This window comes from Litoreibacter sp. GN1-5 (genome assembly GCF_055693805.1).
The window spans coordinates 3536368-3557458 of the sequence record NZ_JBVFUP010000001.1 but is presented as its reverse complement, the minus strand read 5'-3'; the positions used below and the strand labels follow the sequence as shown (position 1 = coordinate 3557458).

Below are 21091 nucleotides of genomic sequence, written 5' to 3'. Positions count from 1 at the left end.
TCATTCCTCTCAAGAGCCAATACATGACCGACACAAAATCAAACGCAATGTGGGGCGGGCGCTTCGCCGCCGGACCGGACGCGATCATGGAGGCGATCAATGCCTCGATCGGGTTCGACCAGCGTCTTGCTCAGCAAGATATCGACGGGTCCCGCGCCCATGCGGCGATGCTGGCCGAACAGGGTATCATCACTCCTAACGACGCCAAGGCGATCCGGGAAGGCCTGCTCACGGTCTTGTCAGAGATCGAGACTGGAAAGTTCGAATTTTCCGTCGCTTTGGAAGATATCCACATGAATGTAGAGGCCCGGTTGAAAGACCTGATCGGCGAACCTGCCGGTCGTCTGCACACGGCGCGGTCCCGTAACGATCAGGTGGCCGTTGATTTCCGCCTTTGGACCCGCGCCCAGATGGACGCAGTCATAGAGGGCATCCGCGCTTTGCAACACGCGCTTTTGGCGCAGGCCAAAACCGGCGCCGATTGGGTCATGCCGGGCTTTACCCATTTGCAAACCGCGCAACCCGTCACATGGGGCCATCACATGCTGGCCTATGTCGAAATGCTGGGCCGCGACGCTTCGCGTTTTGAAGATGCCCGCAGGCGGATGAATGAAAGCCCGCTTGGGGCAGCCGCCCTTGCAGGCACCTCTTTTCCGATTGACCGCGATATGACCGCCAAAGCCCTTGGCTTCGATCGGCCTGCTGCGAATTCGCTGGATGCTGTTTCTGACCGCGACTTCGCGCTGGATTTCCTTGGCGCGGCCTCGATCTGTGCAATGCATCTGAGCCGTCTTGCTGAAGAGCTGGTGATCTGGTCCTCGGCCCAGTTTCGCTTTGTGACGCTCTCGGATCGGTTCTCCACCGGGTCTTCGATCATGCCGCAAAAGAAAAACCCTGACGCGGCTGAGCTGATCCGCGCCAAGATCGGGCGCATCTTCGGCGCGAATACCGCTTTGCTGATGGTCATGAAGGGTCTGCCGCTGACCTATTCCAAGGATATGCAGGAAGACAAGGAACAGGTGTTTGATGCCGCAGACAACCTGATGCTGGCCTTAGCCGCGATGACCGGCATGGTCAGCGACATGGCCGCGAATCGCGCGTCCCTTGAAAAAGCAGCGGCCAGCGGGTTTTCCACCGCCACCGATCTGGCCGATTGGCTGGTACGCACCCTTGATATGCCGTTTCGTGATGCCCATCATGTTACAGGTGCGCTGGTGAAACTGGCCGAAGACAAAGGATGTGATCTTCCGGATCTCAGTCTTGATGACATGCAGGGCGTCCACGCTGACATCACAGCAGATGTATTTGGCGTGCTTGGTGTCCATAACTCGGTGGCATCACGCACGAGCTATGGTGGAACAGCACCGGATCAAGTGCGTATACAAATTAGCAGATGGCAGGAGAAGCTCGCATGAAACAGCTCGTGATCCTTATGATGACACCCCTGCTTTTAGTCGGCTGCGGCGTGGATGGTGAGCCTTCGACGCCACAAAAAGCCGATCGCCCCGGCCTGACCGTGTCAGGCACCGCCAAAGCAGGCGTTACATTGTAGCCGGCGACACGCCACGTTCTCAATCCCTTGCAAAATGCCACCAGATTGGGTGAAGTGACCCGCAGGTGTATTTTGCCTCAATAGTTTAAAGAAGAATGCCATGGAAAAGATTCCTGATGACCCCCAAAGGGTATGATGCACTGGGCAGTGAGCTGAAACAGCTCAAAAGCGTTGAGCGGCCCGCAATTATCAAGGCAATCGCCGAAGCCCGCGAGCATGGCGACCTGTCAGAGAATGCCGAATACCACTCGGCCCGCGAAAAGCAGAGCTTTATCGAAGGACGTATCAAGGAAATTGAAGGTATGTTGGGTCTGGCCGAAGTCATTGATCCGGCAAAATTGTCCGGAGCAATCAAGTTTGGCGCAACGGTCAAACTGGTGGACGAGGATACTGAGGAAGAAAAAACCTACCAGATTGTCGGCGAAGCCGAGGCCGATATTGAAAAAGGGATGCTGAACATTCGATCCCCTCTGGCCCGCGCCTTGATCGGCAAAGAGGAAGGCGACAGTATCGAGGTTCGAACCCCCGGCGGTACGCGTGACTATGAGGTTCTTGAAATCTCCTATATCTAGGGGAAAATCCGGACACAGAAGGCGACTGGCAGTATGAGCGACCCGTCCAGCAACGACCCACAGGAAAAGCCCATCAATCTGGGTGTGTATGACCGTCCCATTCAGGGTCTCGCCCCGTCTGATGTAATTGCCATAGCGCTCAGCGCTGTGTGGTTGCTGGGCTGCCTAATCTATTATTTTGCCTTCCGCTCTGACGCGGAAACAGCCCCTCAAAGCAGTGTCGTCATGACCATTCTGGCGGTCATCCTGCCAATTGCCCTGATCTGGCTGGCGGCCACCATGGTCAAGACGGCTTCGGTCATGCGCGAAGAAGCGGCCCGCCTACAAGGGGCCATTGATGCGATGCGCAATGCCTATATCACCCAAACCCAGATGGCCGGCAGCGGCATGAAACCCGATGTGGAACGCAAGATCAACGAAATCGCCGCCACACAAAGGCAGACCCAAAGCACGATAGCCAGCTTCATTGGCACATATGGCACTGCAGGCGGTCCAGACGCGCAACCCGCGCTGACGCGCCCGCAAGCGGCGGATGGCGAAAATCAGCCCGCGCTGGATCTTGACGCCCCTGACCAGAAAAACCTGCAACCTCTATCGGTCACTGATTTCGTCGGGGCGCTCGACTTCCCCGAGAACGAGAATGACGCGGAAGGCTTTCGTAAACTGCGCCGTGCCCTTGCCGATCCGAACAGTCGGGGATTGGTCCGCTCGGCACAGGATGTACTGACCCTGCTATCGCAGGACGGCATCTATATGGACGATCTCAAACCCGATGCCGCACCGCCGGAGATCTGGCGCAAATTTGCCGCCGGAGAACGTGGGCCGGTCGTCGCAGATATTGGCGGTATCGATGACCGTTCCAGCATTGCATTGGCCACAGGTCGCATGCGCAGTGATCCGATCTTTCGTGATACGGTCCATCACTTTCTACGCCAGTTCGACAAGACCTTCGCCGCGTTCACCGAAGCTGCGCGGGACGAAGACATTGCCCTTCTATCCGGCACCCGAACAGCCCGCGCCTTCATGCTGCTTGGACGTGTTACCGGAACATTCGAATAGCCCTTGCCCACGGACCCACTACGCGGTGGTCCTACAGGAGCTTAACCAACCAGCCGTAGTCCCCGCCAGACGTTTCTTCTACGCCTGAGTGATCGCTATACGGTTTATACCAAAGCCGTGATGCAAAAGACAAACAAACCTGAAGCTCAACGACTACCTGCTGAGACCACTTGCCAGATTGGGCTGATCCAGCGCTGAGAAGCCGTAGTTGCGCAACCAGCGCAGATCGGAATCGAAGAAGGCGCGCAGGTCGGGGATACCGTATTTCAGCATCGCGATACGGTCGATGCCCATGCCGAAGGCAAAACCCTGATATTTGGCCGCGTCGATCCCACCGGCCTCAAGCACCTTGGGATGAACCATGCCAGAGCCGAGGATTTCCAGCCAATCGTCGCCCTCGCCCACTTTCAACTGGCCGCCCTCCCACGAGCATCTTATGTCGACCTCTGCCGAAGGTTCAGTGAATGGAAAATGCGAGGCGCGGAAGCGCAGCTCGACATCGTCCACTTCGAAAAACGCCTTCACGAATTCCTCCAGCACCCATTTGAGGTTCGCCATGGAAATGTCGGTGTCAATGGCCAGCCCCTCGACCTGATGAAACATTGGCGTATGGGTCTGGTCATAATCTGCACGATACACCCGCCCCGGACAGATCACCCGGATCGGCGCGCCCTGCCCCAGCATGGAGCGGATTTGAACAGGGCTGGTATGGGTACGCAGCACATGAGGCGGGCGGTTATCACCTTCGGCGCGATGCATATAAAACGTGTCCATTTCACCCCGCGCCGGGTGATGACTTGGGATGTTTAGGGCATCAAAGTTATGCCAATCGCTTTCGATCTGCGGTCCTTCTGCAACGCCAAACCCCATATCTGCGAAGATCGCTGTCACTTCGTCAGTCACTTGTGACACCGGATGGATGGTGCCAGCGACCCGACCGCGTCCAGGCAGGGTGACATCCAGCCACTCGGTTTTCAGACGTTCGTTCAAAACGGCATCAGCCAAAGCTGCTTTCTTGGCGGTCAGTGCCGCGTTTACCTCATCCTTCAATGCATTCAACGCAGGCCCCGCGACCTGACGTTCTTCGGGCGTCATGCGCCCCAGTTCGCGCATTTTCAGAGAGACCTCGCCCTTTTTGCCGACGGTAGAGACACGCAGATCTTCGAGCGTGGCTTCATCTGTGACAGCAGAAATCTGTTCCAGCACTTTCGATCTTAATGTATCCAAACCGTCCATGTTATTCTCCATCACGTGGTTGGAATTGGTCCTATCATGAGACAGGGTGATTGCAAGAGGATGGTATTTGCGACACGCTTTATTTGGTGAGCCCTGCAAAGTAGGTGTCCAGAAAATCTGTGTCAGCCAGAACGCCGCCGATATTCTGCCAATAGTCTTCAATCATCGAAGGTGTGTCTTATCAATCGCTTGAAATGCCCGCCTCAAGGCTAGTTACCAAGCCCCCTGATTCGGGCCGTTCAGGTGTAGAGTCCGTCTTGGATCTGTCGCGGTTTTGTGCTGCCCCAAGTGCTTGTTTAAGCTACTTTGCGTTCGTAAGCGACGGGGGCTTTTCCAGCCGAGTGCTGAGTGGCGGCAGCGTGGATTGTAGAAGCCGTTGATGTATTCGAAGGTCGCCATTTCGGCTTTCCGAGCTATTTATCATTCCTCCTGTAACACTCAAATAGTGGCACAGTTTTACGGGGCCAAGACACCGCCACGCTCGGAACTTGGCCCTCTTCCTCTGGATCATCCAGCGCTGTTTCCTGATCTCTTCGCATTTGCAGCTTCTTACCACAGCAAATGCCGTGACTATTATGAAAGGTACGAAGAAAGCTCAGGCGTAGTATTTTTCTGGCCGCACTGATCATTCCGCTGTTCAGCGCAAGTGCAATGATCGGATTGCTTGTGGTAATAGGGATTGTAACACTCTGCCTTGGGCTGGGATTTACACAAGCAGTTGCAAATCTACGCGCGGTCAGCCGACCAGTGGCCTGAGATTTGAAAAATGGCGAAACCCTTGTGGTTTCGCCTATCGTGGCGTGCCACATAGTTTGACCCTTGGGTGGTTGCTAAGTCATTGATTTCCGGTGGTGCGAAATCTGAATGAAACACCTGAATAACTTTTTTGACAGATAGATTGAATCGACCGCGCCGAAATCATTGAAAGCTGCCGTTAACGGTTGGCTCATCGAGCTGCGGCAGCGCGGACAGAGCGCCAATCTCGCTGCGTATGCGCCAATGTCGGCTATGCCTTTGTTTGGTTCTTCCGGTATAGCTCATCTAGGAATGGGGCCTTGCCTGTTAGATACTCAGCAATGCCTGTTCTGTTTTCTTTCTCAAGACGCAATTTGAGTTCTGCATAGGCCCGGCGATCAGCAGAGTTGCTACGCAAGTGGTCGCGTATTCCAAGCATTCTACCAATCTGTGAGTGACCCGAACCGCAGACGTGAAGCTTGTGGGTCCTGATCCCACCAACATCGCGTTTGAAGAAGTGATGGCCCTCTATCAAGTCTCCACCACGCCTATAGCCTAGGCCAGTCAGCTCAGCCTGCCAATCATCCAAACCGCTGGCGTTGGAAACCACCACGAGAATATCGATTTCAGGTTTAGCGGCCAAACCCTTAACCGCAGTGCTGCCGACATGATGGATGTTGATACACGCATCGCCAAATACCGACCGCAATCGTCCTGCCTCTTCCGAAAAGAGACGTGGCCAACTCTGGTCATAATCAGTGATTGAACTCGTAAGCTTCATTCTGCCCTTTTAGGGCTGTGCTGACCATCGCGAAAGCCGCCATTCGCTACGATGCAAAAAGCTGTAGGATTGGGTTCGTTCCCGGCTTTCGCCGCGAGGCTCATGAACGGCAGCTTAGACCAGATGGGTCAGCGTTGCTGCCTCGTAAATCAATCTATCTGTCCATAGGGGTCAAACTATATGGCCATTCAGACCTATTTCTGTATGTTGTGGCAAAAAAACACTTCGCTATTAATTATCATCGGTATCTAAATTTATTTGATTTGAAACGAATTCATACTGCATATTGTGCCCCGGAGCATACATCCAAGCTATGCCGTAGATAAAACCGGAAGGGACAAAATACTATGACTTTCACAGAAGCCGTAAAAACCTGCCTTAGCAAATATGTCGATATGAGCGGTCGCGCCCAGCGTTCTGAATATTGGTGGTTCACCCTCTTTACGATGATTGTATCATACGTACCAATCCTGTTGTCCAATATTACCGGGATTGGCGCTATCGCGTTCCTTGGAATAATTGCATCGCTCGCTTTGCTTGTCCCAGGTATCTGCGTTGGGGTGCGCCGTTTACATGACCTTGGCAAGCCCGGATGGTGGCTGTTCATTGCGCTGGTGCCGGTGATCGGTGGGCTTCTACTGCTTTATTGGTTCGTCAGCCGTGGAACAGAAGGCCAGAACGAATATGGTGCTGATCCTCTGGCATAACACGCCAGCATATACGTGACTTATACGACGCGCATCTGTCATGGATGCGCGTTTTGCGTTTCAGACCTTGTTTACAAAACAGAAACACAGTGATGCGCAACATAGCATCGTGGTTAATGTGCATTGTTTCCAAACCCTATGATTAGGAACGCAAAGCCGCCGCAATCGGACAGATACCGCCGCATTTCTGTGGCAACCGACCCAGAAAATTCCTGAAACGGTCTGAAACGAACCTAAATCTCGTCAGCTTCACTGTGTCTATTGAGGATATTGGAAACGGAAACATAAGGACCTCAGGTCATGGACTTCGCAACAGCTATTACAACAAGCCTTCGCAAATACGCAGACTTCGACGGACGCGCCTGCCGCGCTGAATTTTTCTGGTTCGCTTTGTCGGCCAGCGTCGTTGGCGCGATGCTTTTGATGCTTGAAATCGCCATTCAAAACCAGCTTGGCCTGATCGTACCCCTGACAACTGTTTTCGCCATGGCCGTCTTCATCCCAAGTGCTGCCGTCACTGTGCGCCGCTTGCACGATGTGAACAAATCCGGTGCTTGGTATTTCCTGAACTTCATCCCTGTTGCCGGTCACCTTGCACTTCTGGCCATCTGCATGCTGCCCGCATCTCAAGAGCGTAACCAATACGGAAGAGCCTACCGCGCCCCCTTCGCCGCAATCGCCGAGCTGCGCGCCGCTTAAGACACCAGTTACCGGATCAGGATTTTTCCTTTCCAAAAGTGTTGCTGAGGTCCTGCGGACCACCACAAAGTCTGATCTGCGATGACGATATGACCCGCCCCTTATTGAGGGCGGGTTTTTCTTTGCAAGTTAGTTACAGCGTATGAAAGCACACGCCTTCCCCGGCCCATCGGTCGCAAGCGTGAGCTGGAAAAGGTGGGTTCACATAGCTCGTGGGCTATGCGCGTCTGACTATAAGGTACAATTAGTAGCTGTAATCTTCGTAGACGCGTTTGAGATCGCCACCCCAATCACCCTTATAATGTTCCAACAGCTCATCGGCGGGCGTCTTACCGGTCTCAACGGTTTCCTTCAGCGTGTTCAGGAAGTGGGTTTCATCGGGCACCATACCCCCTGCCCCAGCGCGTGCACGTGATTTGAGACCTGCTTCAGAGATAGCAACACATTCACGGGCAAGGTCGTGCATATTAATCTTGCCCACCTGCGCTTGAAGACCACCCACCGACGCTGCGACACGCAAGGCTTCGCGGGTCTCGCCATCCCAACCTTTGGCAAGGTCCCATGCGGCATCCAACGCGCTTTGATCATAGGTTAGCCCCACCCAAAATGCGGGCAGAGCACAAAGGCGACGCCATGGCCCACCGTCAGCGCCACGCATTTCGATGTACTTCTTGGCCCGCGCCTCGGGAAACACTGTGGTCATATGATCCGCCCAGTCCGATAGCGTTGGCTTTTCACCGGGCAGTGCAGGCAGTTCACCTTTCAGGAAATCGCGGAAAGACATGCCCAAAGCATCGATATATTTGCCATCGCGGTAGACAAAATACATCGGCACATCGAGCACGTAATCGACGTAGCGCTGAAAGCCAAACCCGTCCTCAAATACAAAAGGCAGCGTGCCAGTGCGGGACGCATCAAGGTCGCGCCAGATACGGGAGCGCCAGCTTTTGTGCCCATTCGGTTTGCCCTCGAAAAACGGGGAATTGGCGAACAAAGCCGTGGCCACAGGCTGAAGCGCGAGAGCCACACGCATTTTCTGAACCATATCGGCCTCGGACGAGAAATCGAGATTGACCTGAACCGTGCAGGTCCGGCGCATCATCTGGGTGCCATGGGTGCCGACCTTTTGCATATAGGCATCCATCAGCTTGTAGCGCCCCTTGGGCATCAGCGGCATCTGTTCATGCGTCCATTCAGGTGCCGCGCCAAGCCCGATAAACCGCGCACCGATGTCGTCAGCAACGCTTTGCACTTCGCGCAGATGGTGGTTTACCTCGTCGCAGGTCTCGTGAATATTTTCTAATGGCGCGCCGGAAAGCTCCAACTGCCCACCGGGTTCCAGCGAGATATTGGCACCGTCTTTAACAAGGCCAATAATATTACCGCCCTCTAAGATGCCTTCCCAGCCATAACGGTCGCGCAGACCTTCCAGAATGGCCTTGATCGAACGCTCCCCGTCATAAGGCAAAGGCAGAAGCGTATCCTTGCAGTAGCCGAATTTCTCATGCTCTGTACCAATACGCCAGTCTTCTTTGGGTTTGCACCCGTCTTCCATATAGCCTGCGAGTTGGGAAAAGTCGGTGATCGGGCCGCCGCCGGACTGAGGGATGGACATGGGGGACGCTCCAATAATTCGACTGTCAGAAGGCAGACCTGAAAGGATTTTTCGGGGAAGTCAATGCAAGCGCTTGTGTAGTTTGCTCCAGATCACGAATGTGTCACGGGACGTCGAACCCGCAGCCCGCATCGACGCGTCATAATCCACACCATTCAACGCACTGAGGGCATCGAAAATCTTGTCAGACCCTGCCGCATTCCCCGGAACGCGTAAGGTATTGCCGCCTTCATCTTCAAAAACCCAGAACAGGTCGTCCTGCGAAGGGCCGTCATCTGTGGTTTCTACCGTGATCCGTGTCAACGCCTCGATCGATATGGAGCCGCCGTTATAAGGGCCGAAATATGTGATCTCACGCTCGTTGACATCTAGCACGCCCGGACCGCCTTCAGAGACTGGGAACTGCACTCTGCGCCATGCAGCAAATGTAAGCGCCGCACCAAGCAGCGCCATAATCAGGCCGACCCCCTGAAAAAACCAGCCGGCTTGGACCAAAAGCCATAGACCAACCAGCATGATCGCCACACCAGCAATTACCTCAGACCAGCGTTTGAACAGGTCACGCAATTCGGGTCGGATAAAGTTCACAAAATATCTCCGTCCAGCGGGTGCCATCTATGGCGTTCTGCAAATTTCATATTGCGGAAATCTCGAAGCAGTACCAGCGCTTTGTCAGAGCAATCTATTGAAAACAGCATGAAGTCCGGTTGGTTGCCCGATCCCACAAAACCAATCGGTAAAGACGCCGCTTGGCGCTCAGCAAAATCACAGCAGCCTCATTCTGCGTTGCAAAAAACAGGTGCAACCGGGCCTCTGGCGTCATCATTGCCAATCCCCCAAGGCGCTTTGCCAAAGCGTCAAAGCGGCCACAGCAGCTGTATCAGCACGCAATATGCGAGGTCCCAGAGAAATCGGGGTCGTGAAGGGCAGCGCTATAAGACGATTACGTTCAGCTTCGGAAAAGCCACCCTCGGGGCCGATCAGGATTGCCCATGGACCTTTTGAGGCATCGGCAAGCGTTTCAGCCGGACCAACACGGGCTTCATCGCAAAACATCAATTGGCGGTCCGCAGGCCAGTCTGCCAGTACGCGATCAAGCCTGCTCAGCGCTGCGACCTCCGGAACATAAGTCCCGCCACATTGCTCGGTCGCTTCAATGGCGTGCGATTGCAGGCGGTCATGGCGAATACGCTCCGAATTGGTGAAATCGGTCTGTATAGGAACAATGCGGGCGGCCCCCATCTCGGCCGCTTTTTCGACTATAAAATCAGTGCGTGCCTTCTTGATCGGGGCAAAGAGCAGCCACAGGTCCGGGGGCATCTGCAACGGCTTGGTTTGCACGTCGCATCGCAAAACGCCGCGACGCTTGGCGGCTTCCACCACCTCTGCGCGCCATTCGCCATCACGACTGTTCAACAGCAGCACCTGATCCCCTACGCCAAGGCGCATGACACCGAACAAGTAATGCGCCTGATCCTGCGTCAACGGAACGGAATTGCCCACGTTCAAACCATGCTCTACAAACAATCTGATCTTTGGTTTTGCCATGAGGCCAGTATTTATGTCCGAGACGTCCCAAATACCAGAGGACCAAACGCCAGAGGTACATCCACCGGACGGTCAGGTTATCGACGCAGTGCAACAGAATTGGGTGGATACGTGGGCTCCTGCTAAAATACGCCCTTTCCTGCGCCTCAGCCGTGCGGATCGCCCCATCGGAACTTGGTTGTTGCTTTTGCCCTGCTGGTGGGGGGTCTTGCTGGCGGCGGGACGGGACGAGTTTCGGATGTTCGATCTGTGGATCATGGTAGGGTGTGCCATTGGTGCATTTCTGATGCGTGGGGCAGGATGTACATGGAATGACATCAGCGACAGGGAAATAGACGCGCAGGTCGCGCGGACGCAATCCCGGCCCATTCCATCCGGTCAGGTTGGTGTCAGGGCCGCTGTGGCTTGGATGATGATACAGGCTTTGATCGCTCTGGGCATTCTTCTGACGTTCAATACTGCGGCCATCGTCCTTGGTATTGTCGCGCTAATACCCGTGGCTATCTACCCTTTCGCCAAGCGATTCACCTGGTGGCCGCAGGTTTTTCTGGGTGTGGCGTTTAATTGGGGGGCATTGTTGGCATGGGCGGCTCATACCGGCGCGCTTAGCTTACCACCTGTTCTTTTATACTGCGCCGGGATTACCTGGACACTGTTCTACGATACAATCTATGCTCATCAGGACAAGGAAGACGACGCGCTGATTGGCGTAAAATCTACGGCCCGGCTATTTGGAGACAGCACCATCTATTGGTTGCGCGGCTTCTTGGTGTCTACAGTAATGTTGATGGGTGCCGCTGTTATCACTGCGCTGGTACCAGACGCCAATGTGTTGGCGCTGACACTGGCTTTGGCCGGGGTATGGGCCTTTGGCTGGCACATGGCATGGCAATTGCGTAACCTTGATACAGAAGACTGGACCGTGTGCTTGAAGCTGTTTAGATCAAACCGTGATGCGGGGCTTATACCTGCGCTGTTTCTTGCCGCAGCGGCGCTACTTTGATTGAAACCGGTATGGCCACGCTTTAGGACGTGCTAGCGGGGAGTCTAGCCAGACTATGAAATTGAAAACCTTATTTGCCTTTCTCGGAGCAGCCGGCCTTTGTACCGGCGGTGCTATTGTGGCAGCCGACTGGATCGAGGAACGCTCGGCCGCCGCAGTACGGTCTACTCTGATCGATGGCGCGCATGACTGGGCCGAGGTCGAAACAGACGGCCTGTTGGTAAACCTGATGGGCACCGCGCCAGATGAGGCGACCCGATTCCGTGTTGTGTCTGCTGTGGGCCGCATATTGGACCCGGACCGGATTGTTGATTTGATGGATGTGGCAGCCTCAGAAGTGGTCAGACCGCCGCGCTTTTCCATCGAAATGTTGCGCAATGGGGATGGCATATCCTTGATTGGTCTGATCCCGGCAGATACGGGTCGTGAAGAAGTGACCAACAAGGTCGAAGGGTTGTCTGACAGTGGCGAAGTCACCGACATGCTTGAAACAGCGGCCTTTCCAGTACCGGATGGTTGGAATGATGCGCTTGATTTCGCGATGGAGGCTTTGCAGACACTGCCTCGCTCAAAAATCTCGGTGACGCCGGAAACGGTGCGCATCAATGCAATAAGCGACAGCCCAGAAGAAAAGCAGCAGATTGAGCGCACTCTGACCCGTAAGGCGCCTGACGGATTGCGGCTTGTGCTGGATATTTCGTCACCACGCCCTGTCATTGCACCTTTTACCCTGCGATTTACGCTGGAAGATGGCGTAGCTGCTTTCGATGCCTGCTCTGCCTATGACAACGCCTCGCGTGCGCGCATCCTGCGCGCAGGTGTTGCTGCCGGATTGGGAGGTGAGCAGGATTGCGCTATCGGATTGGGTGTGCCGTCCCCGCGCTGGGCCGAGGCCGTTGAAACGGCAATTGAAGGCCTGACCGAAATTGGCGGCGGCTCCCTGACGTTCTCGGATGCAGACATCACCCTGATTGCGCCTGATACAACGGCGCAAGCCGTTTTTGACCGTGTTGTGGGCGATCTGGATGCCACCTTGCCGGATGTTTTCTCGCTTCATGCCGTGTTGCCCGAAAAGGTTGTGGTGGATGGAACCGGGGAAAAAGACGATGTAGTTGAATTCGTGGCGACCCGCAGTCCGGAAGGGCTGGTGCAACTGCGCGGGCGCTTGAATGATGACAAGATAGAACAGATCGTTGGCAGCTATGCACGGGCGCAGTTCGGCTCCAAGGCCGTTTATCTGGCCACGCGTGACGATGAGAACTTGCCGGCCAACTGGGCCGTGCGCGTTCTGGCCTCGCTGGAGGCATTGGCGACACTTGAATCCGGCAGCGCCGTGGTTCAACCAGAATATGTTGAAATCCGCGGTGTCAGCGGGTCGAAACGCAGTTCCGGGGAAATCTCGCGCATTCTGGGCGATAAACTGGGTGAGTCTGCCAATTTTGATATTTCGGTCCGCTATGATGAGCTGCTGGACCCAACCCTGAATATCCCAACCCCGCAGGAATGCGTGGACCGGATCAACAAGATCCTAGCAACCAACAAAATCACCTTTGAACCATCTTCTGCAGAAATTACCGAAAGCGCAGGCAAGATCATCGACAAGATTGCCGAGGTCGTAAAAGTCTGTGAGCGGATACAAATGGAAATCGGAGGGCACACCGACAGCCAGGGCCGTGAGATCATGAATGAAGAACTGAGCCAGCAACGCGCAGATTCCGTGCTGGCCGCCCTTCTGGCGCGACGTGTATTGACCCGGAACCTGACATCAAAAGGGTATGGTGAGAGCATCCCAATTGCAGACAACAAGACCGAGGAAGGCCGTGAAGTGAACCGCCGGATCGAGTTCAAGCTGTTGACAGACGCCCGCGCTGCCGCCACTGACGATGACGAGACATCTGCGCCCACCGATGGCAACGCGCCGCCAGAAGAAGCACCCGCCGCAGGTGGCGCAAGCGAAGAAAACACCGACAGCTCTTCTTCGGAAGAAGCGCCTGCACAAGAAGAAGAAACGGACAGCACCAGTGAACAGAACTGAGTTCATCATCGCCACGGCCATTATCCTGTTCGTCGCCTTCATTCTGGGCTGGGCGGCATGTTGGCTCATGCAACGGTTCAGTCGCGTCAGCTCTGCCGATATGGCCGAGTTGGATCAGATGGCGAAATCACTTCATGATGCTGAAGAAACTCGCGATCAAGCGATCACCTACCTGCAACAGCGTGAAGCTGAGTTGACAAACCAACTGTCCCAGACCGAGGCCGAGCTACGCGCTGCCATGGACGGGTTGCGCGATGCACGCCACGAAGCCGAAGAACTGCGCGGCTATATTGAACGTGTGAATTCAGCTGGATAAGCTACTGACCCTTGCAGTTGCTGATCGTACCTCACATATCCATCACAGGTCTGGCATTTGTTGCAAACTGTGCTAGGAACTTACGTCTGATTTATGAATCGAAAGTGTTATGATGAAAAACTTACTCCTGTCCTCCGCCCTTGTTCTGTGTCTTGGGGCTCCGGTATTTGCTCAATCTGAGGACGCGCTTGCGGACGCGATTAAAGCCGGTATTGCTCAGATGAATGAGGAAGGTGCCAATCTGACGTTTGGCGCCGAGGAAGAAGGGGATGGCGGTGCATTGATCCTGCGCGATGTCGTTTTGAAGCCAGAGGGTGAGGAAGTGACGATCACAACAGATGCTGTGACTGTCACGCCTTCCGCAGATAATCCGAATGAAGTGACCTTTACGGTTGCAGACGATATCAAGGTTTCCGCTGAACTCGAAGGTCGGCCAGTCGACTTTTCAATCAAGTCCGAAGGCTTTGCCTTGCTGACGAATATGGTGCTGGATGCCGCAGGCAAACCCGGCATGACGATCACGGCAGACAGTATGAGCGTAGTTGGCGGCGGCGAGGATGATCCCATCCTGAAAAAAATGGATCTGACATTCTCAGATTTTGCCTTCAACTATATCTTCGATGAAGCAACGCGCAATCTTGATGGCAGTTTGACCGCTTCTGAAGCCTTCGGGGATTATTCAATTGATCTGCCAGCGGAATCCGGCGGCAAACAGGACGTAAAAATTACATATGGCGAAAGCACAACCAAATTTTCAGGTGTAAACCTGCCCGAAGATGAAAAGGGCATGGAGAAATTTTTTGATCAGGATGGCAGCTTTAATATCAGCAGCACGATCAGTAGTGCTGAAGGTGAAGTGAACTACGGCAAAGGCCCGGCTCCTATGCCGCAATCCATTATCTTTGCTGTTGGCCCCGCAAATACAAACATATCTTTGCTTGATGGTATAGGAACGCTCGAGACAGCAACAGATACCGTCGAATATAACGTCACATTCGACCCCGAGGTCATGCCGCTGCCGTCGTTTGATGTAAAAATGTCCGGGGCTTCTTACCTGATGCAGACGCCGTTGCGCCCGAGCGAGGCGGAACAGGATGTACAGTTTGACATATCAATGCGCGATCTTGAAGTGGGGGAGCCTGTCTGGGCAATGATCGACCCCGGCCAGACCATCCCACGTGACCCGGCGACATTGGAAATTGACCTTGGCGCCAAGATGCGTCTGGACAAGCAACTGATTGAATCGCTGGATGAAGACGGAACCGATGACATTTTGAACCCCATGGAACTGGGTGAATTTCAGTCTGTAGATGTCACTAAACTGTTCCTAACTATCGGGGGTGCCACGCTTGATGCCAGCGGCGCGCTAAATATCATCAACGAAGGTCCATTCCCAATGCCAGACGGAGCCATCGATATCTCTCTGGCTGGTTTTGAGGGTCTATCGACCGCCTTGTCACAACTGGGGCTTATTGATCCGACACAAGCCGCTATGGCTATGGGCATGATCGGCGCGTTCTCTGAGCCAGGCGAAGAGCCCGACACATTCACCTCAAAGATTGAATTCAAGGATGGTGGTATCTCGGCGAACGGTGTGCCACTGCAGTAACTACTGCAAAGCTTAATGACAAAAGCCCGCCCGGTGATCCGAGGCGGGCTTTTGTTATTTGCTAAGCTAAATGCGTCAGGAAACTCTTTGGCGAAGCTTAATCCCATCTCCTCAAGGCACCCTCGTCCTCATCCTTGGCCGCGACCCAACCCGCCCCATCTGCGGTGACTTCCTTCTTCCAGAACGGCGCGCGGGATTTGAGATAGTCCATCAGGAAATCTGCCGCCGCGAAAGCATCTGCCCTGTGGGCCGAGATTGTGGCAACCATCATGATCATCTCACCGGGCTTGAGCGTGCCATAGCGGTGGATCACCAACACATCGGCTAAAGCCCAACGCTCACTTGCCGTCTTGACGATGCCCTCGATCGCGTTTTGCGTCATCGCCGGGTAATGCTCGATCAGCATTTCCTGCAAGTCTCCGGTCAGGTCCCGCACGATACCGTTGAAGCTGACCACAGCACCAATATCATGTCGCCCCGACGCAAAGGCATTCAGCTCTGCCCCCGGATCAAAAGAAGAGCGTTGCACACGCACAACCATGGATCAGCCCCCAGTCATCGGCGGAAAAAACGCAACCTCGCGCACATCTTTCAAAGGGGCATCAAATTCTGCCAGTTCCTGATCTACCGCCACACGCAAAGCTGAAAGGTCGGAAAAGGCCAAGGCATAGCGATCCTCGCGGCTACTCAGTTCGGACACCAAATCCATCACCGTTGCCGCCTGCGTGTCCAGCGTTTCTTTCGGAAGACCTATCCGCTCCCGCAACCAGGCGAAGTAGAGCACCTCAATCATGATGTTTTGTCCTCCCGCAGATAGGGCAACGCTTTTCGCAGGTAATCAAAACCGGTCATAAATGTCAGCAGAGCCGCGACCCACAAAAGCCCGACACCTGCCCACCATGTTATATAAGCACCCCAATACTTCCATTTTAGGCCCAGCACATCTTCTTCGAGCCCGGACATGATGGACTCGAACATTTGCTGATCCATACCCCAGCTTTGCATACCAAGATAATGCTCAAAAACACCTTGTGCAAAAAGGACCGCGATAGCGATCATCTGCGCAGTGGTTTTCCATTTGGCCAGTTTTGTAACCTTCAAAAGCCCTGCCGTGTCCCCCAGAAATTCCCGCAGGCCCGATACGAACACTTCCCGAAACAGGATCACGGTCGAAGGGAGTAATATCCAAGGGTTCATTCCCGAAAATCCGGTGATAACCAGTAACGCAATAACCACCATCGCCTTGTCAGCAATCGGGTCAAGCATAGCGCCAAAGCGGCTTTCCTGTTTCCAGGCGCGGGCAAGATACCCATCCACCCAATCGGTCAGTGCTGCCGCCACAAACAGAACTAAGGCCAGCCAATCTGCCCAAGGCCTTGTAAAGTAAAGAAACATCACCGCCACACCGGGGGCCGCCAGAAGGCGCAGCAGCGTTAGGATATTTGGGATATTCCAATTCATGCTTCAAGGTGTAGCGTGATGGGACAGGAGGGGGAAGTGGTGATGAGGGGGAATACGTTCACACCCTCAAAATCAAGGCTTTTCAGCGCCTCAAAAAGAGGGTGCCTTACTACCCGCTTTGAAAGTGATCATAGATAATCTGCGCCATCGCTTCGGACACGCCTTCCACAGCCGTGAGATCTGAAAGATTGGCGCGGGCAACCGCTTTGGCACTACCAAAATGCTGCAGCAGGGCTTTTTTACGTTTCGGACCAATGCCGTCAATCTCGTCCAGCGGGCTTTTCATCTGGGACTTGGCGCGCTTGGCGCGATGCGTGCCAATGGCAAAACGATGTGCCTCGTCACGGAGTCGTTGAATAAAATAGAGAACGGGATCGTTATGACGCAATGCGAAAGGACGTTTTCCCGTGCGATGGAATTCTTCTTTCCCGGCATCACGATCAACGCCCTTTGCCACACCGATCATTGCAATATCCTCGACATCCAGATCACGCATAATCTGCCGCACCGCCGAGACCTGCCCCGCACCGCCATCAATCAACAGAAGGTCGGGCCACATTTCTGTCTTACGTTCCGGGTCCTCTTTGAGCAGGCGTTTGAAGCGGCGCGTCAGCACCTCTTTCATCATGCCAAAATCATCGCCGGGCGTCAGATCATCACCCTTGATATTGAACTTGCGGTATTGGCTTTTCAAAAACCCGTCCTGCCCGGCAACAATCATCGCACCCACGGCATTTGTGCCCTGAATGTGGGAGTTATCATAAACTTCAATCCGTTGCGGCGGCGCAGGCAGCTCGAAGGCCTCAGCGATACCTTTCAGTAACTTCGTCTGGGTGGCACTTTCAGACATTTTACGCGCGAGACTTTCACGCGCGTTTCTTAAGGCGCTTGTCACCAATTCCTGCTTCTCGCCCCGTTGGGGTATCAGGATTTCAACCTTGCGACCTGCCTTGTCGGTCAGCGCCTGCGTCATCAAATCGTGGTCCTCAATCCCGTGTGAGAGAAGAATTTGACGCGGTGGTTCCTTGTCGCTGTAAAACTGGCCGAGGAAGGCCTGAATAATCTCGGGCTCAGCGGCATTGGCGGTTTTGGGGTAGAAATCGCGATTGCCCCAATTCTGGTTTGCACGGATGAAGAAGACCTGTACGCAGGCATGTCCGTGTTCAAGATGCAGCGCGATGATATCGGCCTCGGCCACGCTGCGCGGATTGATGCCCTGCGACGTCTGAACTTGTGTGAGCGCACGGATGCGGTCGCGCAGGGCTGCTGCCCGCTCGAATTCCATCTCTTCCGAGGCTGTCTGCATATCCTTAGCAAGTGCTTCCTGCATCTCGGTCGAACGACCTTCCAGAAAACGCTGGGCGTCTTTGACCAACCCGGCATAGTCCGGTTTAGAGATATATCCGACACACGGGGCCGAACAGCGCTTGATCTGATATTGCAGACAGGGTCGCGTGCGCGTCTCGAAATTAGCATCCGTACAGTCGCGCAAAAGAAAGGCGCGTTGCAGCTGGTTGAGCGTGCGGTTGACGGCCCCGGCGCTTGCAAAGGGCCCGTAGTATTTACCTTTCTCGCGCTTGGCGCCACGATGTTTCTTGATCTGAGGAAAGTCATGAGCGCCAGTGACAAGAATGTTGGGGAAGCTCTTATCGTCGCGCAGAAGCACATTGTATTTCGGTTTGAGTTGCTTGATGAGGTTTTGTTCCAGCAGAAGAGCCTCGGTCTCGGTCTTAGTCGTCAAGAACATCATCGATGTAGTTTCAGAAATCATACGCGCGATACGGCTGGAATGGCCGTTTGGGTTTGCATAACTTGAAACACGTTTGACAAGACTGCGCGCCTTGCCAACGTACAGAACTCGCGTCTGGGCATCGAGCATTCGGTACACGCCCGGCGAATTGTCGAGCGTCTTGAGGTAGGATGCAACACAGTCATGCCCACGCAAAGTGGGGTCAGGTGCATCTAACTGAGTCTCATTTTTGTCGTGCATTGGCTCATGGTGTGATTCCTTACCTTGGCTGCACTGTCAAACAGGTGAATTCAAGATAAAAGGTGTCCACCATTCCTGTGGATAAACTTGGGGGGAAGATTACGTGAACAAGGTTTTCTCGTTAGTTTTCGGGTATTTTGCGTATTTGCCTAATTTTTAGGCAATAATTCAAGTCATTGATTTTAAATTGAATTATTCTTTAAAATTAGCAAGCTATTGATAACATTAACACTTTAGTAACAAATTCGTAACGGGGTCAAACGACGTGGACAAGTCCAATAAATGAGACAAATTCAGGGTCATTCTACACCCAGAACATCCGGTGTCTGCCATCCCAAATGTTGCCCCCCATCGATACATAAAAGCTGCCCCGTAAGCGCCGGAGCAGACAGAATATATTCCATTGCTGCCGTGATATCGTCAGGGTTTACACCGCGCTCCAGAACCGTTGCTGCCCGTTGGCGCGTGAAGTGATCTGTCGATTGCCGCCCGCCTTGCAAGGTAGGCCCCGGCCCGATGCCATTCACACGAATGTGCGGCGCAAGCGCTTGGGCTGCGGTCTGGGTAAAAGCCCACAACCCCATCTTGGCGATGGTGTATGTCATAAATTCCGGCGTCAGCTTTCGCACACGTTGATCAATCATATTGATGACAGCGGCCTGCGCGCGCGGTTCTCCCTGTTTATCCAAAAGCGCGTCTGGGGCCTGTGCCGCGAACGCTTGCGTCAGAACAAAAGGCGCATGAAGGTTCGACCCCATATGGCGATCCCAGCTTTCACGGGTCGCTGTTTGCAAAGTATCGTGTTCAAAGATAGATGCGTTGTTGATCAGTACAGAAAGTTGCCCGCCCAACGTTTCAGATGCTTTCAGGACTAAATCATCGACTTGATCCAGTTCCAGAAGGTCAGCTTTCACTGCTTCAGCCTTTTGACTCTTCTCTCGGATCAGCTCACAAACTTCACGCGCGCCATCTGCGGAAGAGGCATAATGCACCGCAACATCAAACCCCAGATCGGCCAGCCGCAACGCCATGGCGCGGCCAAGCCTGCCGCCTGCCCCTGTTACCAATGCCTTTCCTGTGATCATGCCTATCCCCCCAGGATCAATACGGTGATCACGTAGATAATATAAAGAACCGACAGGGCAACGCCCCAGCGTTTGCCCATATTGACATGACGATAAACCACGGGGGCCAACAGCAAGGATGCGGCAAGCATAACCCAGAGATCAAAAACCAAAAATTCCGGCGGAATTGGGATAGCTCCGAAAAAGCTTGAGATACCGATAATGGCCAGCAGGTTGAACATGTTCGACCCAATGACATTACCCAAAGCGACCTCTGCTTCGCGCCGATAAGCGGCCATGACTGTCGTTGCAAGCTCTGGAAGAGATGTCCCAATGGCCACAAGGGTCAGGCCAATAACGGTTTCCGTCACGCCGAATTGCAAGGCCAGAATGGTTGCATTCTCGACAAGAAGGTTAGCGCCAAGAGGTAAACCAATCAGGCCCAAAATCAAAAACATCGCGATGCGCCATCCCGGCATGGAAGGGTCCGCCCCTTCGGGCTCTTCCTCGGCGATTTCACGATGCGACAGCGCATCCCGAAACGCATCGCCCAGCACAAGCGCCAAGGCCCCAAGCAAGATCACCCCATGGACCCACGTGATCGGCGAGAAAAAGCACAGCGCAATGAACAGAACTGTCGACGCCAGCATGATCGTATAAGTCTTTTCCGTATGGCAACTTGCAGTTGTCAGCCCGGCCAAAAGTGCTGGAATGCCTAATACCAGTAATATGTTTGCCGTGTTCGAGCCAACGACATTCCCGATTGCCAACCCCGGCACATCATCCAGAATAGCTTGTACCGAGATTAGAAGCTCTGGCGCGGACGTGCCAAAAGCAACGACAGTCAGACTGACAATCAGGGCAGGAATACCAAGCCTGAGCGACAAGTTTACAGCCCCTTTGACCAAACTGTCACCTGCAAACAGGAGAATGACCAGACCGAGGAACACCAGCGCCAGCTCGTACATTGCTTATCCACGTCCTTTGCAGGTACAGGGGCCTTTGCCGATGATATGACTTCCACATATTTTGCACTTTTTAACGGGCTTATGGCCCAGCTTCGGCATTCTCAGCTTACCGAACATCGCCAGCACCATCATGGCGATCAA

Annotated in this window: 20 protein-coding genes and 1 pseudogene; 10 read left to right on the top strand and 11 right to left on the bottom strand. The window is 54.1% G+C overall.

Annotated features, from left to right (window positions below):
* Window positions 1-23: 23 nt before the first annotated feature.
* The 4 genes and pseudogenes from argH to ACZ1HF_RS17855 all read left to right on the top strand — a co-directional run bounded on the left by argH (window position 24) and on the right by ACZ1HF_RS17855 (window position 3183).
* Entirely contained in the window at window positions 24-1415 is a 1392-nt protein-coding gene (argH, locus tag ACZ1HF_RS17870; RefSeq protein WP_472658781.1) for an argininosuccinate lyase, read from the top strand.
* Window positions 1412-1552, top strand: a complete 141-nt coding sequence (locus ACZ1HF_RS17865; protein ID WP_472658780.1) for an argininosuccinate lyase — start codon at window positions 1412-1414, stop codon at window positions 1550-1552. Before argH ends, ACZ1HF_RS17865 begins: the two co-directional genes overlap by 4 nt.
* A 100-nt stretch (window positions 1553-1652) precedes the next feature.
* Window positions 1653-2124, top strand: a pseudogene (gene greA, locus ACZ1HF_RS17860) (transcription elongation factor GreA).
* 33 nt (window positions 2125-2157) lie between these two features.
* Window positions 2158-3183 carry a hypothetical protein gene (locus tag ACZ1HF_RS17855; RefSeq protein ID WP_472658779.1) on the top strand — a complete coding sequence of 342 codons (1026 nt, stop codon included), beginning with the start codon at window positions 2158-2160 and terminating at the stop codon, window positions 3181-3183.
* A 153-nt stretch (window positions 3184-3336) separates the two neighbouring features.
* Here the strand turns inward: ACZ1HF_RS17855 and pheS are convergent, their stop codons facing one another.
* Entirely contained in the window at window positions 3337-4410 is a 1074-nt protein-coding gene (gene pheS, locus ACZ1HF_RS17850) for a phenylalanine--tRNA ligase subunit alpha (RefSeq protein WP_472659081.1), read from the bottom strand.
* A 1015-nt stretch (window positions 4411-5425) separates the two neighbouring features.
* Window positions 5426-5935 (bottom strand): GrpB family protein, encoded by a 510-nt coding sequence (locus ACZ1HF_RS17845; protein ID WP_472658778.1) that lies wholly within the window; start codon window positions 5933-5935, stop codon window positions 5426-5428.
* Window positions 5936-6282: 347 nt separating this feature from the next.
* Here ACZ1HF_RS17845 and ACZ1HF_RS17840 point away from each other — a divergent pair, with 347 nt between their 5' ends.
* Together ACZ1HF_RS17840 and ACZ1HF_RS17835 are read left to right on the top strand one after the other, a co-directional pair.
* The gene (locus tag ACZ1HF_RS17840; protein ID WP_472658777.1) at window positions 6283-6642 is read left to right on the top strand and encodes a DUF805 domain-containing protein; all 360 of its coding nucleotides are present in this window, start codon (window positions 6283-6285) and stop codon (window positions 6640-6642) included.
* A 300-nt stretch (window positions 6643-6942) separates the two neighbouring features.
* Complete coding sequence (locus tag ACZ1HF_RS17835; protein WP_472658776.1) at window positions 6943-7341, top strand: DUF805 domain-containing protein; 399 nt, start codon at window positions 6943-6945, stop codon at window positions 7339-7341.
* A 244-nt stretch (window positions 7342-7585) separates the two neighbouring features.
* Here ACZ1HF_RS17835 and ACZ1HF_RS17830 read toward each other — a convergent pair whose 3' ends face one another.
* From ACZ1HF_RS17830 to ACZ1HF_RS17820, 3 genes are all read right to left on the bottom strand, one after another.
* A complete protein-coding gene (locus ACZ1HF_RS17830) occupies window positions 7586-8956 on the bottom strand; it encodes a glutamate--cysteine ligase (RefSeq protein ID WP_472658775.1) in 1371 nt (456 codons plus the stop codon).
* Window positions 8957-9016: 60 nt separating this feature from the next.
* Window positions 9017-9544, bottom strand: coding sequence for a hypothetical protein (locus tag ACZ1HF_RS17825; protein WP_472658774.1), 528 nt, complete (start codon window positions 9542-9544; stop codon window positions 9017-9019).
* 234 nt (window positions 9545-9778) lie between these two features.
* Entirely contained in the window at window positions 9779-10504 is a 726-nt protein-coding gene (locus tag ACZ1HF_RS17820; protein WP_472658773.1) for a 16S rRNA (uracil(1498)-N(3))-methyltransferase, read from the bottom strand.
* A gap of 13 nt (window positions 10505-10517) precedes the next feature.
* On the opposite strand from ACZ1HF_RS17820, the gene ubiA reads away from it, so the two are divergent.
* From ubiA to ACZ1HF_RS17800, 4 genes are all read left to right on the top strand, one after another.
* Window positions 10518-11507 carry a 4-hydroxybenzoate octaprenyltransferase gene (gene ubiA, locus ACZ1HF_RS17815; protein ID WP_472658772.1) on the top strand — a complete coding sequence of 330 codons (990 nt, stop codon included), beginning with the start codon at window positions 10518-10520 and terminating at the stop codon, window positions 11505-11507.
* A gap of 55 nt (window positions 11508-11562) precedes the next feature.
* Window positions 11563-13542, top strand: coding sequence for an OmpA family protein (locus ACZ1HF_RS17810; RefSeq protein ID WP_472658771.1), 1980 nt, complete (start codon window positions 11563-11565; stop codon window positions 13540-13542).
* Entirely contained in the window at window positions 13529-13858 is a 330-nt protein-coding gene (locus tag ACZ1HF_RS17805) for a hypothetical protein (RefSeq protein WP_472658770.1), read from the top strand. The genes ACZ1HF_RS17810 and ACZ1HF_RS17805 overlap by 14 nt, the downstream gene beginning before the upstream one ends.
* Before the next feature lie 109 nt (window positions 13859-13967).
* Complete coding sequence (locus tag ACZ1HF_RS17800) at window positions 13968-15467, top strand: DUF2125 domain-containing protein (protein WP_472658769.1); 1500 nt, start codon at window positions 13968-13970, stop codon at window positions 15465-15467.
* Between the two features lie 97 nt (window positions 15468-15564).
* Here ACZ1HF_RS17800 and ACZ1HF_RS17795 read toward each other — a convergent pair whose 3' ends face one another.
* From ACZ1HF_RS17795 to ACZ1HF_RS17770, 6 genes are all read right to left on the bottom strand, one after another.
* Window positions 15565-16008, bottom strand: coding sequence for a molybdenum cofactor biosynthesis protein MoaE (locus tag ACZ1HF_RS17795; protein ID WP_472658768.1), 444 nt, complete (start codon window positions 16006-16008; stop codon window positions 15565-15567).
* A 3-nt stretch (window positions 16009-16011) separates the two neighbouring features.
* Complete coding sequence (moaD, locus tag ACZ1HF_RS17790; RefSeq protein ID WP_472658767.1) at window positions 16012-16260, bottom strand: molybdopterin converting factor subunit 1; 249 nt, start codon at window positions 16258-16260, stop codon at window positions 16012-16014.
* Window positions 16257-16928: a CDP-diacylglycerol--glycerol-3-phosphate 3-phosphatidyltransferase gene (pgsA, locus tag ACZ1HF_RS17785; RefSeq protein ID WP_472658766.1), complete on the bottom strand. Its 672-nt coding sequence runs from the start codon at window positions 16926-16928 to the stop codon at window positions 16257-16259. Before pgsA ends, moaD begins: the two co-directional genes overlap by 4 nt.
* Window positions 16929-17037: 109 nt before the next feature.
* Complete coding sequence (gene uvrC / locus ACZ1HF_RS17780) at window positions 17038-18918, bottom strand: excinuclease ABC subunit UvrC (protein ID WP_472658765.1); 1881 nt, start codon at window positions 18916-18918, stop codon at window positions 17038-17040.
* A 299-nt stretch (window positions 18919-19217) separates the two neighbouring features.
* Window positions 19218-20003, bottom strand: a complete 786-nt coding sequence (locus ACZ1HF_RS17775; RefSeq protein ID WP_472658764.1) for an SDR family oxidoreductase — start codon at window positions 20001-20003, stop codon at window positions 19218-19220.
* Between the two features lie 2 nt (window positions 20004-20005).
* Window positions 20006-20950: a calcium/sodium antiporter gene (locus tag ACZ1HF_RS17770; RefSeq protein ID WP_472658763.1), complete on the bottom strand. Its 945-nt coding sequence runs from the start codon at window positions 20948-20950 to the stop codon at window positions 20006-20008.
* Window positions 20951-21091 lie beyond the last annotated feature (141 nt).

Excerpts from the sequence above, each read along its gene's own strand:
- moaD (WP_472658767.1), bottom strand. The coding sequence starts at position 16,260 with ATGATTGAGGTGCTCTACTTCGCCTGGTTGCGGGAGCGGATAGGTCTT.
- argH (WP_472658781.1), top strand. The coding sequence starts at position 24 with ATGACCGACACAAAATCAAACGCAATGTGGGGCGGGCGCTTCGCCGCC.
- ACZ1HF_RS17830 (WP_472658775.1), bottom strand. The coding sequence starts at position 8,956 with ATGTCCATCCCTCAGTCCGGCGGCGGCCCGATCACCGACTTTTCCCAA.
- ACZ1HF_RS17820 (WP_472658773.1), bottom strand. The coding sequence starts at position 10,504 with ATGGCAAAACCAAAGATCAGATTGTTTGTAGAGCATGGTTTGAACGTG.
- ubiA (WP_472658772.1), top strand. The coding sequence starts at position 10,518 with ATGTCCGAGACGTCCCAAATACCAGAGGACCAAACGCCAGAGGTACAT.
- ACZ1HF_RS17835 (WP_472658776.1), top strand. The coding sequence starts at position 6,943 with ATGGACTTCGCAACAGCTATTACAACAAGCCTTCGCAAATACGCAGAC.
- ACZ1HF_RS17810 (WP_472658771.1), top strand. The coding sequence starts at position 11,563 with ATGAAATTGAAAACCTTATTTGCCTTTCTCGGAGCAGCCGGCCTTTGT.
- ACZ1HF_RS17775 (WP_472658764.1), bottom strand. The coding sequence starts at position 20,003 with ATGATCACAGGAAAGGCATTGGTAACAGGGGCAGGCGGCAGGCTTGGC.
- ACZ1HF_RS17840 (WP_472658777.1), top strand. The coding sequence starts at position 6,283 with ATGACTTTCACAGAAGCCGTAAAAACCTGCCTTAGCAAATATGTCGAT.
- pgsA (WP_472658766.1), bottom strand. The coding sequence starts at position 16,928 with ATGAATTGGAATATCCCAAATATCCTAACGCTGCTGCGCCTTCTGGCG.
- ACZ1HF_RS17855 (WP_472658779.1), top strand. The coding sequence starts at position 2,158 with ATGAGCGACCCGTCCAGCAACGACCCACAGGAAAAGCCCATCAATCTG.
- ACZ1HF_RS17795 (WP_472658768.1), bottom strand. The coding sequence starts at position 16,008 with ATGGTTGTGCGTGTGCAACGCTCTTCTTTTGATCCGGGGGCAGAGCTG.
- ACZ1HF_RS17800 (WP_472658769.1), top strand. The coding sequence starts at position 13,968 with ATGATGAAAAACTTACTCCTGTCCTCCGCCCTTGTTCTGTGTCTTGGG.
- ACZ1HF_RS17845 (WP_472658778.1), bottom strand. The coding sequence starts at position 5,935 with ATGAAGCTTACGAGTTCAATCACTGATTATGACCAGAGTTGGCCACGT.
- ACZ1HF_RS17865 (WP_472658780.1), top strand. The coding sequence starts at position 1,412 with ATGAAACAGCTCGTGATCCTTATGATGACACCCCTGCTTTTAGTCGGC.
- ACZ1HF_RS17770 (WP_472658763.1), bottom strand. The coding sequence starts at position 20,950 with ATGTACGAGCTGGCGCTGGTGTTCCTCGGTCTGGTCATTCTCCTGTTT.
- uvrC (WP_472658765.1), bottom strand. The coding sequence starts at position 18,918 with ATGCACGACAAAAATGAGACTCAGTTAGATGCACCTGACCCCACTTTG.